At 45.5% G+C, this 15,392-nt stretch carries 15 protein-coding genes; 7 read left to right on the top strand and 8 right to left on the bottom strand.

The features are described from left to right. The 3 genes from QF06_RS04105 (at nt 1) to phoE (ending at nt 3,183) form a co-directional block, all read left to right on the top strand. Nucleotides 1-1,440 (top strand): acyl-CoA synthetase, encoded by a 1,440-nt coding sequence (locus QF06_RS04105; RefSeq protein ID WP_015715627.1) that lies wholly within the window; start codon nt 1-3, stop codon nt 1,438-1,440. Further along, on the top strand, nt 1,437-2,531 hold the full coding sequence (locus QF06_RS04100; protein WP_015715626.1) for an acetyl-CoA C-acyltransferase: 1,095 nt from the start codon (nt 1,437-1,439) through the stop codon (nt 2,529-2,531). Before QF06_RS04105 ends, QF06_RS04100 begins: the two co-directional genes overlap by 4 nt. A 70-nt stretch (nt 2,532-2,601) precedes the next feature. Continuing rightward, complete coding sequence (gene phoE, locus QF06_RS04095; RefSeq protein ID WP_015715625.1) at nt 2,602-3,183, top strand: phosphatase PhoE; 582 nt, start codon at nt 2,602-2,604, stop codon at nt 3,181-3,183. A 31-nt stretch (nt 3,184-3,214) separates the two neighbouring features. Here phoE and QF06_RS04090 read toward each other — a convergent pair whose 3' ends face one another. The 3 genes from QF06_RS04090 to QF06_RS04080 all read right to left on the bottom strand — a co-directional run bounded on the left by QF06_RS04090 (nt 3,215) and on the right by QF06_RS04080 (nt 5,916). Beyond that, complete coding sequence (locus QF06_RS04090) at nt 3,215-4,186, bottom strand: ABC transporter substrate-binding protein (RefSeq protein WP_015715624.1); 972 nt, start codon at nt 4,184-4,186, stop codon at nt 3,215-3,217. 216 nt (nt 4,187-4,402) lie between these two features. Further along, the gene (locus tag QF06_RS04085; RefSeq protein ID WP_003233163.1) at nt 4,403-5,395 is read right to left on the bottom strand and encodes an NADPH:quinone oxidoreductase family protein; all 993 of its coding nucleotides are present in this window, start codon (nt 5,393-5,395) and stop codon (nt 4,403-4,405) included. A 71-nt stretch (nt 5,396-5,466) separates the two neighbouring features. After that, a complete protein-coding gene (locus tag QF06_RS04080; RefSeq protein ID WP_015715622.1) occupies nt 5,467-5,916 on the bottom strand; it encodes a GNAT family N-acetyltransferase in 450 nt (149 codons plus the stop codon). Nucleotides 5,917-6,349: 433 nt separating this feature from the next. Between QF06_RS04080 and aprE the strand changes: the two genes are divergently transcribed. Next, nucleotides 6,350-7,495, top strand: coding sequence for a subtilisin AprE (aprE, locus tag QF06_RS04075; protein WP_015715621.1), 1,146 nt, complete (start codon nt 6,350-6,352; stop codon nt 7,493-7,495). A gap of 38 nt (nt 7,496-7,533) precedes the next feature. On the opposite strand, the gene QF06_RS04070 is transcribed toward aprE, so the two are convergent. After that, the gene (locus tag QF06_RS04070; RefSeq protein ID WP_015715620.1) at nt 7,534-8,826 is read right to left on the bottom strand and encodes a M48 family metallopeptidase; all 1,293 of its coding nucleotides are present in this window, start codon (nt 8,824-8,826) and stop codon (nt 7,534-7,536) included. A gap of 148 nt (nt 8,827-8,974) precedes the next feature. Between QF06_RS04070 and QF06_RS04065 the strand changes: the two genes are divergently transcribed. Further along, the gene (locus tag QF06_RS04065; protein WP_003245187.1) at nt 8,975-9,370 is read left to right on the top strand and encodes a YhfM domain-containing protein; all 396 of its coding nucleotides are present in this window, start codon (nt 8,975-8,977) and stop codon (nt 9,368-9,370) included. Nucleotides 9,371-9,408: 38 nt separating this feature from the next. Here QF06_RS04065 and lcfB read toward each other — a convergent pair whose 3' ends face one another. The 4 genes from lcfB to QF06_RS04045 all read right to left on the bottom strand — a co-directional run bounded on the left by lcfB (nt 9,409) and on the right by QF06_RS04045 (nt 13,520). Beyond that, on the bottom strand, nt 9,409-10,950 hold the full coding sequence (gene lcfB / locus QF06_RS04060) for a long-chain-fatty-acid--CoA ligase LcfB (RefSeq protein ID WP_015715619.1): 1,542 nt from the start codon (nt 10,948-10,950) through the stop codon (nt 9,409-9,411). A gap of 117 nt (nt 10,951-11,067) precedes the next feature. After that, entirely contained in the window at nt 11,068-11,712 is a 645-nt protein-coding gene (locus tag QF06_RS04055) for an SDR family oxidoreductase (protein WP_015715618.1), read from the bottom strand. A 65-nt stretch (nt 11,713-11,777) separates the two neighbouring features. Continuing rightward, nucleotides 11,778-12,773 carry a lipoate--protein ligase gene (gene lplJ, locus QF06_RS04050; RefSeq protein WP_014479356.1) on the bottom strand — a complete coding sequence of 332 codons (996 nt, stop codon included), beginning with the start codon at nt 12,771-12,773 and terminating at the stop codon, nt 11,778-11,780. A 12-nt stretch (nt 12,774-12,785) separates the two neighbouring features. Beyond that, nucleotides 12,786-13,520: an MBL fold metallo-hydrolase gene (locus QF06_RS04045; protein WP_003233185.1), complete on the bottom strand. Its 735-nt coding sequence runs from the start codon at nt 13,518-13,520 to the stop codon at nt 12,786-12,788. 157 nt (nt 13,521-13,677) lie between these two features. Here QF06_RS04045 and yhfH point away from each other — a divergent pair, with 157 nt between their 5' ends. Next, complete coding sequence (gene yhfH / locus QF06_RS20965; protein WP_003244802.1) at nt 13,678-13,812, top strand: protein YhfH; 135 nt, start codon at nt 13,678-13,680, stop codon at nt 13,810-13,812. A gap of 270 nt (nt 13,813-14,082) precedes the next feature. Beyond that, nucleotides 14,083-15,372, top strand: a complete 1,290-nt coding sequence (gene gltT / locus QF06_RS04040; RefSeq protein ID WP_003245579.1) for a glutamate/proton symporter GltT — start codon at nt 14,083-14,085, stop codon at nt 15,370-15,372. Nucleotides 15,373-15,392: the final 20 nt, after the last annotated feature.

The following is a 15,392-nucleotide window of genomic DNA, read 5'->3' as shown; positions in this document are numbered from 1 at the left end:
ATGACAATTACTCATACCTATTCATCTACTGCCGAAACATCGCCCGGCCGTGTAGCGATCCAGACTGAATCGGAGCAAATCACGTACCATGATTGGGATCGGCTTGTCTCTCAAACCGCAAATTGGCTGCGGTCACAGCCGAGCATGCCGAATCGTGTGGCGATCCTGCTCCCAAATAGTCTGGCGTTTTTACAGCTGTTTGCCGGAGCCGCAGCGGCTGGATGCACAGCCATTCCCATCGACACACGCTGGAGCCCGGCTGAATGTAAGGAGCGGCTGTCCATAAGCAATGCGGATCTTGTGGTTACTTTAGCCTTTTTCAAAAACAAACTGACAGATAGCCAGACACCTGTTGTTTTGCTGGATAACTGTATGGCAGATATTTCTGAAGCAACCGCTGATCCCTTGCCTACCATTGATCCGGAGCACCCTTTTTATATGGGATTTACGTCGGGCTCGACAGGAAAACCGAAGGCCTTTACGCGATCTCACCGCTCATGGATAGAGAGCTTTACCTGTACAGAAACAGATTTTTCGATTTCATCAAATGACACGGTATTGATTCCCGGGACGTTAATGTCCTCTCACTTCTTATACGGGGCAGTCAGCACTTTGTTTCTTGGAGGAACCGTTTGTTTGCTGAAAAAGTTTTCTCCTGCCAAAGCGAAGGAATGGCTGTGCCGTGAATCCATCAGTGTTCTCTATACCGTACCGACGATGACAGACGCCCTCGCAAGGATTGAGGGTTTTCCCGACAGTCCCGTCAAAATCATTTCATCCGGCGCAGACTGGCCGGCAGAATCCAAGGAGAAGCTTGCCGCTGCATGGCCTCATCTCAAGCTGTACGATTTTTACGGCACATCAGAGCTTAGTTTTGTGACGTTTTCTTCACCGGAAGACAGCAAACGGAAGCCGCATTCAGCGGGCCGCCCTTTTCATAATGTCCGGATCGAAATCCTCAACGCTGGAGGAGAACGCTGCCAGCCAGGAGAAATCGGAAAAATATTTGTCAAAAGCCCGATGAGGTTTTCCGGCTATGTGAACGGCAGCACACCAGATGAATGGATGACAGTAGATGATATGGGCTACGTTGATGAAGAGGGCTTTCTTTACATATCAGGAAGAGAAAACGGGATGATCGTGTACGGAGGATTAAATATTTTCCCAGAAGAAATTGAACGTGTGCTTCTCGCCTGCCCAGAGGTTGAAAGCGCGGCTGTCGTTGGCATTCCCGACGAGTATTGGGGAGAAATCGCTGTAGCTGTCATTCTTGGAAACGCTAATGCCAGAACACTGAAAGCCTGGTGTAAACAGAAATTAGCCTCCTATAAAATTCCGAAAAAATGGGTGTTTGCAGACAGCTTGCCGGAAACGAGCAGCGGAAAAATTGCCCGTTCCAGAGTGAAAAAATGGCTGGAAGAGAGTATACAGTATAAATGAATGCGGTTATTGTTGATGCAAAACGAACGATCTTTGGAAATCAAAACGGACTGCTGAAGCCCTTCCTGCCGGAGGATTTGGCGGCTCCCATCATCCGCTGTCTCAGCCGAAAGCTAGAGGATCAAGTTGACGAGGTCATTCTCGGAAACGCTACTGGCAGAGGCGGCAACCTGGCCAGACTGTCAGCCCTTCAAGCCGGACTGCCTTTATCGGTTCCCGGAATGACAATTGACAGACAGTGCGGCTCAGGCCTTGAAGCTGTGCGCTATGCCTGCAGCCTTATTCAAGCGGGAGCCGGCACGATGTATATCGCGGGCGGCTCAGAAAGCAGCAGCCAATCCCCTTTTTCAGAACGGGCCCGCTTTTCTCCAGATGCGATTGGCGATCCAGACATGGGCATTGCAGCAGAATATACGGCTGCACGCTATTCCATCAGCAGAGGCATGCAGGATGAGTACGCGCTTCTCAGCCATCAACGCAGCAGGAACGCGCATGATGAAGGATTTTACCGTGAAGAAATTGTTCCTCTCGGGGAATTGGAGACGGACGAAGCATTTTTGAAAACGCGGCCGATAAAAGCGATTATTCCCCGTGCAAAGCCGGTTTTCGACACCAGCTCCGGAACAGTCACAGCAGCCAACAGCAGTGGCATAGCAGACGGAGCAGCCGCTCTTTTGGTAATGGAAGAAGAAAAAGCGGCAGCCCTGGGACTTAAGCCTGTGCTCCGGTTTATCGGCAGCGCTGTCAGCGGGATTCACCCCAACTTTCCGCCCGCGGCACCGGTTGTCGCGATTCGTCAGCTCTTACATACACACGATGTAACACCTGATGATATCGATTTATTTGAAATCAATGAAGCCTTTGCCGTCAAAATTTGTGTCTGCTCGCAAGAACTCGGCATTCCCTTTTCAAAAATCAATGTGCGCGGCGGCGCCTTAGCTCTTGGCCATCCGTACGGTGCATCAGGTGCAGCTCTGGTAACCAGATTGTTTTATGAAGCGAAAAGACGGCCAGACTGTCAATATGCTGTTGCAGCCATCGGAAGCGGCGGCGGAATTGGACTGGCTTTATTATTTGAAGTTCTTGCATAGGCTTTTTCATAGGACACATGCTTTCGATTTAGTATAATAGCGATATGAATAAAGTCAGGAAGGGGATTTTATGACAGCCGTTTGTTTAGTAAGACATGGAGAAACCGATTGGAACCTGCAGCAAAAATGCCAAGGCAAAACCGATATCCCGCTAAACGCAACAGGTGAACGCCAAGCAAGAGAAACCGGAGAATATGTAAAGGACTTTTCTTGGGATATTATTGTGACGAGCCCGCTGAAAAGAGCGAAAAGAACCGCGGAAATTATTAATGAATATCTGCATCTTCCGATAGTCGAGATGGATGATTTTAAGGAACGCGATTACGGCGACGCGGAGGGCATGCAGCTGGAGGAACGGACAAAGCGCTATCCAGATAACATCTATCCGAATATGGAAACCTTAGAAGAACTCACTGACAGGCTGATGGGCGGTTTGGCAAAAGTGAACCAGGCGTATCCAAACAAGAAGGTGCTGATCGTGGCGCACGGTGCGGCAATTCACGCCCTGCTGACAGAAATATCCGGCGGTGACCCGGAGCTTCAAAGCACCCGTCTCGTCAACGCCTGCCTCAGCAACATTGAATTTGCAGAAGAAAAATGGCGGATAAAAGACTATAATATCAACAGCCACTTATCCCGCTTTATCAAATAAGAAAAAGACAGGCGTTTGCCTGTCTTTTCTTTTATTTCTTAGCAGCCGGCATCTCTTTTTGAAGCTCGTCCAAAATGGCATTCGCCCCGTCTACACTGCGGCGCAGAGACCACACCGCACGGTCCACGTGGTATACATGCCCGTTTTTCACTGCCTTCAGTTTTTTCCAAAGGACATTCTTTTCGATCGGGCGTTTACCGTCGGCGTCGAGGTCATCTGTTTTTCCTGTCATCAGGATGATCACATCCGGATCTGTTTTCAGCAGCTGCTCCAGTGTCATTTTCATATTCACAGAGTCGCCGCCATTGCTTGAATCGCTATTGCCTGACGTACTGATTGCATATCGGTAGCCGACCTGTGTTAAAAGTCTCGATGTAAAGAAGTTTTCATCCCTGGCCATAATGGTATCATTTGTATTTCCGATCAAAAGCACGGACTGGCTGTTCGCGCTGATTTTCTGCTTTGTCTCGCTAAGCTTTTCTTCATGCGCCGTCAGCTTTTTCTCCATTTCCTTCTCCTTGCCGACTGCTTTTGCAATTGTAAGCGAAGCGTCAATTGTATCCTGATAATCAGCATTTAAATTATTAAGTGCAATCGTCGGCGCTATTTTTTTCAGCTGATCGTACACCTTCTTATGCCGGGTCGTGTCAGCAATAATTAAATCGGGTTTTAATGAAGCGATTTTTTCCATGCTTGGCTGTGAGCGGGTGCCGACAGATGTGTAGCCGTCAATTTTCTTCAGCACATCCTTGTTGATCAGCTGCTTCGCTTTGTTATCATCGGCAACCCCGACAGGCGTAATGCCGAGATCAAGCAGTGTATCAATAAAACCTAGCTCAAGAACAACAATCCGCTCCGGATGCTCAGGCACATTTGTCTTCCCTAAATCATGTGTTACCGCCACTTTATGGTCTTTACTGTTTTGATTGCCGCTTGAAGACGAGCAAGCAGCCGTTAAGACAGAAAGAAGTAAAACTGTAAGAATAATCAGTGTTTTTTTCATATGTTCCAGTCTCTCCTGTTGGTAGTTTCTATGGTTAAGATGTCCAAGAGTAGTATAACACGGAATGAGAATCATTATCACCAATTATTTTTTAAATGAGAAGAGAAAGTTCGGCTTACAGGAAAATCTTGTTTCACGACACAGCAGTTCAGCAGCTGAACATCCTGTCCACAAAAAAGCTTGCAGAAAAATAACATTCTCTGCAAGCTGATCCTGTTAAAGCTTCACAATCACTCTTCCTTGAATGCGATTTTGCAAAATATCTTTTAACGCACCCGGCGTTTCTTCCAATGATACTTCCCTGTCCACGATGGTCAGCAGCTGATCAGGCTTGAGATCAGAAGACATGCGCTCCCAAACAGCGGCTCTGACGTCCATCGGACAGTATACTGAATCGATTCCGAGCAGGCTTACTCCGCGAAGAATAAAAGGATACACCGTTGCCGGAACTTCTCCTCCGCCGGTTAAGCCGCTCACTGCGACAGATCCGCCGTATTGAATTTTGCTTAAAAGCGAGGCAAGCTGTTTTCCGCCGACTGGATCAACCGCTCCCTGCCATTGCTGCTTGGACAGCGCCTTAAGCGTTCCGTCATAGACATCTTCCCTGCTGATTACTTCGCTTGCACCAAGCTGTTTCAAATAATCAGCCGCCTCCCGGTTTCCGGTACTTGCCACCACATCATAGCCCCGCTTGTTCAGCATCGATACCGCAATTCCGCCGACACCGCCAGTTGCTCCTGTGACTAGCACGCTGCCTTTTTCCGGAGACAGACCGTTCTGTTCAAGCCGATGCACTGATAACGCCGCAGTAAATCCCGCCGTTCCGTACACCATCGCTTCTTTTAACGAAAGATTCTGTGGCAAAGGCACCAGCCAGTCACCAGGCACAGAAGCGTATTCACTTAATCCGCCATCACGGGAGACACCGAGCTCATAGCTTGTCGCGATCACCTCATCCCCCTCCGCAAAACGCGGATCATTGGAAGAGACGACCGTACCCGCAGCATCAATGCCTAAAATAAGCGGATACTCTCTGACGATATTGCCTCCTGCTTTTCCGGCCAGACCATCTTTGTAATTAATGCCGGAATAAGCAACTTTAATCAGGACACCATCCTTCGGCAAATCCTCTGTTGATATGGTTTTCACATGGACTGAAACATCATCGGCATTTTTTTCTGCCTGCAATGCTTGAAATAACGTTGACATTCGGCACACTCCTTTTCATTTATATCGTAACCGAAGAACGTTCAAAAAACCAAATCATCAAGCCGCCATTTTCACTTCGCCGGCACATTGAGACAATAATGGACAAATCCGGTATCCTCTTCATAGCCGTTTTGCTCATACAAGCTTCTTGCCTTCCGGTTGTGGTGCTCAGTCTGAAGTGTTAAACATTTTGCCCCGTTTTCCTCTGCATAATCCTTTGCGGCAGAAAGCAGCCGGCCGCCGGCTCCCTTTGTACGCGCATGAGGAACGACAAATAAGTCATTTAATATGTAGATCCTTTTCATTGACACAGAAGAAAACGTTGGATAGAGCTGGGTAAACCCTATGAATTCTCCATTTTCTTCTGCTATCAAAATAACAGACTCGTGATTTTCCAAACGAGCTTTCAAATAAGCCTCCGCCCCTTGCAAATCGGATGCCTGTCTATAAAATTCCCGATATTGGTTAAACAGCGGCGTAATGGCCGCCGCGTCTGATGTCTTTGCTTGGCGAATGTTCATCTTATTTCTTCCTCCCTCTCAATAATTTTTTCATTATATCCATTTTCTGTAAAGTTTATTTTTCAGAATACTTTTATCATCATGCTTTGAAAAAATATCACGATAATATCCATTGTTCTCACGGAAGCATATGCAGGTCATTTGAACGAATTTTTTCGACAGGAATTTGCCGGGACTCAGGAGCATTTAACCTAAAAAAGCATGACATTTCAGCATAATGAACATTTACTCATGTCTATTTTCGTTCTTTTCTGTATGAAAATAGTTATTTCGAGTCTCTACGGAAATAGCGAGAGATGATATACCTAAATAGAGATAAAATCATCTCAAAAAAATGGGTCTACTAAAATATTATTCCATCTATTACAATAAATTCACAGAATAGTCTTTTAAGTAAGTCTACTCTGAATTTTTTAAAAGGAGAGGGTAAAGAGTGAGAAGCAAAAAATTGTGGATCAGCTTGTTGTTTGCGTTAACGTTAATCTTTACGATGGCGTTCAGCAACATGTCTGCGCAGGCTGCCGGAAAAAGCAGTACAGAAAAGAAATACATTGTCGGATTTAAACAGACAATGAGTGCCATGAGTTCCGCCAAGAAAAAGGATGTTATTTCTGAAAAAGGCGGAAAGGTTCAAAAGCAATTTAAGTATGTTAACGCGGCCGCAGCAACATTGGATGAAAAAGCTGTAAAAGAATTGAAAAAAGATCCGAGCGTTGCATATGTGGAAGAAGATCATATTGCACATGAATATGCGCAATCTGTTCCTTATGGCATTTCTCAAATTAAAGCGCCGGCTCTTCACTCTCAAGGCTACACAGGCTCTAACGTAAAAGTAGCTGTTATCGACAGCGGAATTGACTCTTCTCATCCTGACTTAAACGTCAGAGGCGGAGCAAGCTTCGTACCTTCTGAAACAAACCCATACCAGGACGGCAGTTCTCACGGTACGCATGTAGCCGGTACGATTGCCGCTCTTAATAACTCAATCGGTGTTCTGGGCGTAGCGCCAAGCGCATCATTATATGCAGTAAAAGTGCTTGATTCAACAGGAAGCGGCCAATATAGCTGGATTATTAACGGCATTGAATGGGCCATTTCCAACAATATGGATGTTATTAACATGAGCCTTGGCGGACCTTCTGGTTCTACAGCGCTGAAAACAGTCGTTGATAAAGCCGTTTCCAGCGGTATCGTCGTTGCTGCCGCTGCCGGAAACGAAGGTTCGTCCGGAAGCTCAAGCACAGTCGGCTACCCTGCAAAATATCCTTCCACTATTGCGGTAGGTGCGGTAAACAGCAGCAACCAAAGAGCTTCATTCTCAAGCGCAGGTTCTGAGCTTGATGTGATGGCTCCTGGCGTATCCATCCAAAGCACACTTCCTGGAGGCACTTACGGTGCTTACAACGGCACGTCCATGGCGACTCCTCACGTTGCCGGAGCAGCAGCGTTAATTCTTTCTAAGCACCCGACTTGGACAAACGCGCAAGTCCGTGATCGTTTAGAAAGCACTGCAACATACCTTGGAAACTCTTTCTACTATGGAAAAGGGTTAATCAACGTACAAGCAGCTGCACAATAATAGTAAAAAGAAGCAGGTTCCTCCATACCTGCTTCTTTTTATTTGCCATTATCCTGTTCTGTGGCAGGATGTTCCGGCGTTTTCTCTTCTTTCTCCGCATGTTGAATCCGTTCCATGATCGAAGGATGGCTGCCTCTGAAAATCTTCACAAGCACCGGAGGATCAACCTGGCTCAGCCCCGTCACGGCCAAATCCTGAAACGTTTTAACAGCGGCTTCTCTGTTCTCTGTCAACTCGATCCCATACTGGTCAGCCTTATTCTCCTGATAACGCGAGACAGCATTTGAAAAAGGCGTAACCGCAAAGCTCAAAACAGAAAACAAAAGCAATACCAGCGGAAGTGCCGCAAGATCATGCCGCCCTTCTAAATGAAACATGCTGCGGGTTAGGCGAACCGTCCGCTTGTAAAGCTTATCAATGACATAAAATCCGGCGAGCGACACGAGCAAATAACCAGCCAGACCGATGTAAACGTGCTTCATGACATAATGGCCCATTTCGTGGCCCATAATAAACAGGATTTCTGAATCGTCAAGTTTGTTCAGTGTCGTATCCCACAATACAATCCGTTTGTTAGCCCCGATTCCTGTAACATAGGCATTCAGCGCATTTGTTTTTTCTGACATGTTCACTTCATATACATGATCAGCCGGAATATTGGCTTCATCTGCCAGCTCTAAAATTTTGCTTTCAAGCTCTTTGTTTTTCAGCGGATAAAATTCATTGTATAAAGGATCGATAATGACCGGCTGAATAAAAAACAGAAAAAGCGAAAACGGCACTGTTAACAGCCAGGCGTATAACCACCATTTTTTTTCATGCCTTTTGATCAGCCAATAAAAAACGAGAACGCAAAGCGTAAAGATTGGAAAGCTGATCCAAAAGCTGATAACCTGATCCTTAGCCCAGCTGGCCGTTGTCTGTGTGGAAATGTTATAGTCAAGCGATACTTGATAGCCTATCCAATCTAAAGGCAGCGTCACCAATGTTGTAATCAGCGAAAGCACAAACACAAAACCTACAGTCTGCAAAAACCGAAAAGGCACGGCCGCTTCCATCCATTTCTTGATTTTCTTTGAAACACCGCTGACAAGCAGAACAAAAAACAGAAACCAATCAAGTGGTACCCCGATAAAAAATAAAAAATTCTTGACATTCGAATACTGCTCGGCCACTGCCAACTCAGACGGCTTCATGAAAGAAGCCGGATCAGCCTGCGTCCCTTTCACGGCTTCCGGTATTGCAGAATCACCCGACAGGAAAAAATACCAATAAAAAAACAGCCCGTACAGCACGTAAGCAAGTCCTGCTGCCGCAATCCACTTGCGCATAACGCCTCACTCCTCACATCAACCCGTTACTTCTATTGTAATCATAAATTCAAATTCTTAGAACCAAGCTGTGTTCCGCACTTTTCCATCCTTTTAAGCATGGAAAACCCGATCGCTGGGAAAACTAACAATGTTTGGAGTGATGCAAATGAAAAAAATAGTGGCAGCCATCGTGGTAATCGGTCTTGTGTTTATAGCATTTTTTTATCTTTACAGCCGATCAGGCGATGTGTATCAATCGGTAGACGCGGATTTGATCACACTGTCTTCAAGCGGCCAGGAAGATATCGAGATTGAAAAAAGACAGCACGTCAAAGATATGCTGGATATTATGAATCAGGGAAAACAGGTGAAGACAGAAAAAACATCAGCCCCTGATTACGAAGGGACAATCAAGTTTCATAAAGACCGGTATGACTCATTCAGACTATGGATTGACGGCAGCCAGCAAGCCGTTTTTTTGAAGGATGGCACATACTACAAATTAAGCAAAAATGATACAAAGGCGCTGCTAAATATTATTAAAAAAGAAGCAAAGGATTGAAAATGAAAAAGCGAAGCTAACCGCTTCGCTTTTTCATTTTATTGGGGCAAAATATCTCTCAGTGCCCGTCTGAGCATTTTCCCCGTCGCATTTTTCGGAATATCGTCAAGAAACGTAATGGCGGCAGGCCGCTTGTATTTTGCCAGATACTTTTCGCAGTGCTGCATGATGTCCTCCTCTGTTACCCCAGAGCGTTTCGGCACCACATATCCCTTTACCGCTTCCCCGCTTTGGGGGTCCGGCACGCCGATGACAACCGCCTCCTTGACGTCCGGATGGCTGTACAGCACCTCCTCCACCTCCCGCGGATACACATTGTATCCTCCTACAATGATCATGTCTTTTTTCCGGTCAACAATGTAAAAATAGCCGTCCTCATCCCGTCTTGCCAAGTCCCCCGTATAAAGCCACCCGTCTTTTAATGCATGCTCTGTTTCCATCGGCATTTTATAATAGCCCTTCATCACATTGGGGCCTTTCACGATCAATTCACCGACCTGGTGAGCGGGCAGCTCGCGTCCGAGCGGATCTACGACCTTGTTTTCGACATGTAAGATACTTGTCCCGATGGAGCCCGGCTTTCTGCCCCTGTCAAACGGGTTAAAGCACGTGACGGGTGATGCTTCCGAGAGCCCGTAGCCTTCCAAAATGGTAACACCGAATTTTTCTTCAAACGCCGTCAGCAACGCGACTGGCATGGCCGCGCCTCCCGAAATGCACAGCCGGATCGAAGAAAAATCATCTTTCTTTCCGTTTTCATGCTGAAACAAGTAGTTATACATTGTAGGCACACCGGCAAAAATGGTCGCCTGCTGCTGCTTAACAAGCTTAAAAACAGATGCCGGACTGAATTGAGGCTCAATCAAGACAGTTGCGCCGCTCATCAGCGGTGCATTCATGCAGACGGTTAAACAAAACACGTGAAACATGGGAAGAGCGCAGACCACATTGTCCCTCTCATCCATTCCCAAATAGCCTGCGACATCGTTGGCATTGCTGTACAAATTCTGATGTGTCAGCATCGCGCCTTTCGGTTTTCCAGTCGTTCCTGACGTATATAAAATAACCGCGGTATCATCAGGTACAGGTTCTTGGTTTTGTTTAGCGGCAGATGTCGGGCGCAATATTTTTGCAAACGTTGTCATTTTCATCCTGACCTCTGGGTCCGCAGCTTCCGGCTCCTCCTCCCTCGTCTGGCATAAAATGACGAGCTCAACCTTTGGCAGCGAATCATGCATGCTCTCATAAAGCGGCAAAAGCTGGCTAACGCCCACAATCGCCTTTACATCGCCATTTGTCAGCATATAACCAATTTCTGTCGGCGTGTACAACGGATTGATGGGAACAACCACGATCCCAGCTTTTAAAGCGCCAAAAAACGCGATGATAAAATCAGGCGAATTGCCAAGCAGCAAAGCTAGATGGTCCCCTTTCTCCATACCGGCTTCCTGAAGGCCGTCCGCAAATCGCTGAATATGTTCATTCAGCTCTTGATACGTCATCAAGTGATCTTTAAACCTGCATGCGATGCTGTCGGGCTTCTCAGATGCTGTTTCTTCCAATTTTGAAACAAGATTCATTCTCCCACCCCTTAAAGTGAATGAATAGTCATTCATTATTGAAGCCTAGCTTTCTCCTCCATTATAGAGAAACAGAAAAAAACACTCAAGAGCAAAAAGCCCTGAGTGTCAGTACTGTCATAGTTTCTTCAATGCTTCGGCAATCGGTATATCTCCTTCGGTCAGATCAAAGGCCCGATTTTCCGTATTCTTCTCATCTAAAGAGGCAATGACCGTTTTTGCAACGTCATCACGGGAAATAAATCCCCGCTCCAGATTCTTAGCTGCTGAAACAGTTCCCATTCCAGGCTCATTGCGAAGGCCTCCCGGACGGATAATCGTATAGGTTAAACCGCTCGCTTTCAGAATTTTATCAGCATAATGCTTGGCTACATAATAAGGTTTGAGTGCCTCATTCCAATTTTCACGGTTATGGGCTTGCAGGGCGCTGACCATAATAAACCGTTTGATTCCGGCAATGTCCGCAGCTTCAATGGCTTTTGCCGCTCCATCAAGATCCACCAGCAGCGTTTTATCATAGCCTGTGCTGCCGCCGGAACCGGCTGTGAAAATGATCGCGTCACAGCCTTTTGCCGCAGCGGCGATTTCTTCCGGGCTGCCCTCCAGATTCGCAAGCACAGCTTCTGCACCGGCAGCTTCAAGAGACGCTTTCTGTTCTTCTTTTCTGACCATCGCTCTGATGGAATGATCAGGATTATCTTGGAATAAAGAGACGAGTCTTTGCCCGATTTGTCCGTTCGCTCCGATTAAAAACACTTTCATGTGAATCCCTCCTGCCTCCATTATTTCAAAAACACAACCGCTCTTTCAAACGATGTGTTTTGCCCTTAATAAATCAGATCAAGGAAATCCTCTTTCGTAATGTTCCCAAAGTAATGCTTGAGATTCACACCTTCGAGCACATCAGCGATGACGCTGCGTTCGTATTGTTTTCCGACCAGCAGGTTTTCAATTTCAGATACATCACCGACACCGAAGAAATCTCCGAAGATTTTGCAGTCCTCGATTTTGCCTTTCTTGACCTCTAGGCGCAAATCGATCGATCCAACCGGATAACGTTTCGAATGATTAAGGTTAAATTTCGGTGAGCGGCCGTAGTTCCAATCCCAATTCTGATAGCGCTCTTTCGAAATTTGATGAATGGTCTCCCAATCTTTTTCCGTCAGCTTATACTCCGGCACGTTTCCAATGTCGTTTGTGTTAAAAATATGGCGAAGCAAATGGCTGCGGAATTCTTCGGTGGTCATTTTATCATCGAGAAACTCACTGATGTTTGCCACTCGGCTTCTGATCGATTTGATGCCTTTTGATTCAATTTTATCCTTTTTCACCTTTAATGCTGATACAACATGATCTATAGCTGAATCAAACATGAGGGTGCCGTGGCTGAAAATACGGCCTTTCGTTGCAAACTGAGCGTTTCCGGATATTTTCCGGCCATCCACTACAATGTCGTTCCGGCCGCTTAATTCCGCTTCAACCCCAAGCTGATGTAACGCCTGAATCACCGGCTCAGTGAATTTTTTAAAGTTATGAAAGCTGTCCCCGTCATCCTTGGTAATAAAGCTGAAGTTCAAGTTCCCCAGATCATGGTACACAGCGCCCCCGCCTGATAAACGGCGGACGACGATAATCCCGTTTTCCTCTACATATTTTGTATTGATTTCTTCTATTGTATTTTGGTTTTTCCCAATGATAATAGACGGTTGATTCACATAAAAGAGCAAATATTGCTGTTCAGGGTCTAAATGCTTTACACAGTACTCCTCGATAGCAAGATTGATCCGCGGATCATTGATATTTTGATTGTCTATAAATAACATGGTGCTCCTCCTTTATCCTTCCCACACAAAACCTGATTTCGCAATATTCACTTCTCCGTTAAAAACGGTTTTCGCTTCTTTGCGAAGGTTGTCATGCACGCCAAAATGCGGCAAATGTGTCAGCAGCAGTTCTCCCGCTCCCGCTTCTTTTGCAATGCGCCCGGCTTCCAGGCTGTTCATATGGCCTGCACTTGTTCCGTCTTGATCGGCATAAAAATTGCATTCCGAGATCAATAAATCAGCATCTTTCGAAAACGGTATAAATGAATCCTGATAGCTGGAATCAGCAGTATAAACGACAGTGTGGCTGCCGTCAGTAATCCGCATGGCATAGCACGTCACCGGGTGAATCGTTTTTAAAAAGGTGATCGTAAACGGACCTGCAGTCAGCGGCTGATCCGGCTGATAGGCGATCCCTTTCGTATGTGTTTTATATGTAAGCTTTTGAAACTGTTCTATATCAGCATCATGTCCGTAAATCGGAAGCGTATGCTCTCCTTTGCCGAGAAACGAACCGACTTGCTTGGCAAATTGCAGCGGCCCGATATCAGCGATATGGTCATGGTGATAATGAGACAGAACGACCGCATCCAGCTTTTCCGCCGGCACATATCCGAACAGCTTAGACAATACGGCACTGCCGCAATCAACAAGCAGAGAGTAATCACCTGACTGAAACAAATAGCCTGACGTCGCTTCATTTGCGGCCGGAAAACCGCCATAGCATCCGATAACTGTAACTTTCATAATGTCCTCCTATCTTTTCAAAAAAATTGATCCTCCTTCAATATACCCATTTTTCTTGAAAAAAGCATGTTTTAAACATTGTATCAAAACAGTTATTGATTTTTGTAATCTGTTATATTACAATGAAATCACTACAAAGGGGAAAGAGGGATTGGTTATGCTGGGGAAAATCACAGAATTTTTTAGAAACCTGCCTTCGAAAAAGTGTGCGGAATGCGGAAAAAAGATAGAAGAGCAGCATGAGTGCTATGGTAATATCTGCAATGACTGTATAAAAGTAAACGATTTGTAATGAGCGAAAATCCCGCGCCTTACGCGTGGGATTTTCTTATTTTTTCACATATCTCTTAATTTTGAAATAATAGTCAGGTTAGGTCAAAGCTCACCTGTTTTTAGATAATTCTGGTGATTGCCATAATGTCATTGAATATTCTTTATTTTCGAAATATAATTTACTATAGACGAATTGATTTCTTATCTATTATAATTTGATCTAATAGTGAGATTAAATATATGTCTATTCATGATATATGTTGATACTTTGTTTTTTGGGAGGTAATCTATGAAAAGAATTAAGTTTGGATTAGCCACACAAATATTCGTTGGACTTATTCTAGGTGTCATTGTTGGCGTCATTTGGTATGGCAACCCAGCATTGCCTACTTACCTGCAGCCAATCGGGGATCTCTTTTTACGCTTAATCAAAATGATAGTGATTCCTATTGTTGTCTCCAGCTTAATCATCGGTGTAGCCGGTGCAGGAAATGGAAAGCAAGTCGGTAAATTAGGCTTCAGAACGATTCTGTACTTCGAGATCATCACGACTTTTGCTATTATTCTCGGACTAGCCCTTGCAAACATCTTCCATCCGGGTACAGGAGTTAATATACACGAAGCTCAAAAATCGGACATCAGTCAATATGTTGAAACTGAAAAAGAACAAAGTAATAAATCAGTGGCAGAAACGTTCCTCCATATTGTGCCGACAAACTTCTTCCAGTCATTGGTCGAAGGGGATCTTCTAGCCATCATCTGCTTTACAGTACTATTTGCATTGGGTATTTCCGCAATCGGTGAAAGAGGCAAGCCTGTATTAGCCTTTTTTGAAGGTGTATCCCATGCCATGTTCCACGTTGTAAACCTTGTGATGAAAGTGGCGCCATTCGGCGTTTTCGCTCTTATCGGAGTGACTGTGTCTAAATTTGGACTCGGTTCTCTTATCTCTCTCGGAAAGCTCGTCGGATTGGTTTATGTCGCGCTTGCTTTCTTCTTAATTGTTATTTTCGGGATTGTCGCAAAAATTGCCGGCATCAGCATCTTCAAGTTCCTTGCTTACATGAAGGACGAAATCTTACTGGCGTTCAGTACTTCCAGCTCTGAAACGGTTCTTCCGCGTATCATGGAAAAAATGGAGAAAATCGGATGTCCAAAAGGCATTGTTTCATTTGTCATTCCGATCGGTTACACGTTTAACTTAGACGGTTCCGTTCTCTATCAATCTATTGCCGCACTCTTTTTAGCACAGGTATATGGCATTGATTTGACGATTTGGCACCAAATTACGCTTGTGCTCGTCTTAATGGTGACATCCAAAGGGATGGCTGCCGTGCCTGGTACTTCTTTTGTTGTCTTGCTTGCAACGCTTGGCACCATCGGCGTTCCGGCTGAAGGACTTGCCTTTATTGCCGGCGTAGACCGCATCATGGATATGGCACGTACAGTTGTCAACCTGACTGGTAACGCGCTTGCTGCCGTTGTGATGTCTAAATGGGAAGGCATGTTTAATCCTGCGAAAGCAGAAACTGTTATGTCCCAATCGAAAACAGAACAAAACGCAACCATTTCTGGTTAATGAAAAGCCTGCGGGGTTCT

This window comes from Bacillus sp. YP1, assembly GCF_000877815.1.
Lineage (GTDB): Bacteria > Bacillota > Bacilli > Bacillales > Bacillaceae > Bacillus > Bacillus subtilis.
Note: the sequence above shows the minus strand (reverse complement) of the source record. Positions and strands in the feature narration are given on the sequence as shown.

Bases quoted from the DNA above. Each gene is read 5' to 3' on its own strand.
- QF06_RS04105 (WP_015715627.1), top strand. From the start codon at position 1: ATGACAATTACTCATACCTATTCATCTACTGCCGAAACATCGCCCGGC.
- QF06_RS04100 (WP_015715626.1), top strand. From the start codon at position 1,437: ATGAATGCGGTTATTGTTGATGCAAAACGAACGATCTTTGGAAATCAA.
- phoE (WP_015715625.1), top strand. From the start codon at position 2,602: ATGACAGCCGTTTGTTTAGTAAGACATGGAGAAACCGATTGGAACCTG.
- QF06_RS04090 (WP_015715624.1), bottom strand. From the start codon at position 4,186: ATGAAAAAAACACTGATTATTCTTACAGTTTTACTTCTTTCTGTCTTA.
- QF06_RS04085 (WP_003233163.1), bottom strand. From the start codon at position 5,395: ATGTCAACGTTATTTCAAGCATTGCAGGCAGAAAAAAATGCCGATGAT.
- QF06_RS04080 (WP_015715622.1), bottom strand. From the start codon at position 5,916: ATGAACATTCGCCAAGCAAAGACATCAGACGCGGCGGCCATTACGCCG.
- QF06_RS04070 (WP_015715620.1), bottom strand. From the start codon at position 8,826: ATGCGCAAGTGGATTGCGGCAGCAGGACTTGCTTACGTGCTGTACGGG.
- QF06_RS04065 (WP_003245187.1), top strand. From the start codon at position 8,975: ATGAAAAAAATAGTGGCAGCCATCGTGGTAATCGGTCTTGTGTTTATA.
- lcfB (WP_015715619.1), bottom strand. From the start codon at position 10,950: ATGAATCTTGTTTCAAAATTGGAAGAAACAGCATCTGAGAAGCCCGAC.
- QF06_RS04055 (WP_015715618.1), bottom strand. From the start codon at position 11,712: ATGAAAGTGTTTTTAATCGGAGCGAACGGACAAATCGGGCAAAGACTC.
- lplJ (WP_014479356.1), bottom strand. From the start codon at position 12,773: ATGTTATTTATAGACAATCAAAATATCAATGATCCGCGGATCAATCTT.
- QF06_RS04045 (WP_003233185.1), bottom strand. From the start codon at position 13,520: ATGAAAGTTACAGTTATCGGATGCTATGGCGGTTTTCCGGCCGCAAAT.
- yhfH (WP_003244802.1), top strand. From the start codon at position 13,678: ATGCTGGGGAAAATCACAGAATTTTTTAGAAACCTGCCTTCGAAAAAG.
- gltT (WP_003245579.1), top strand. From the start codon at position 14,083: ATGAAAAGAATTAAGTTTGGATTAGCCACACAAATATTCGTTGGACTT.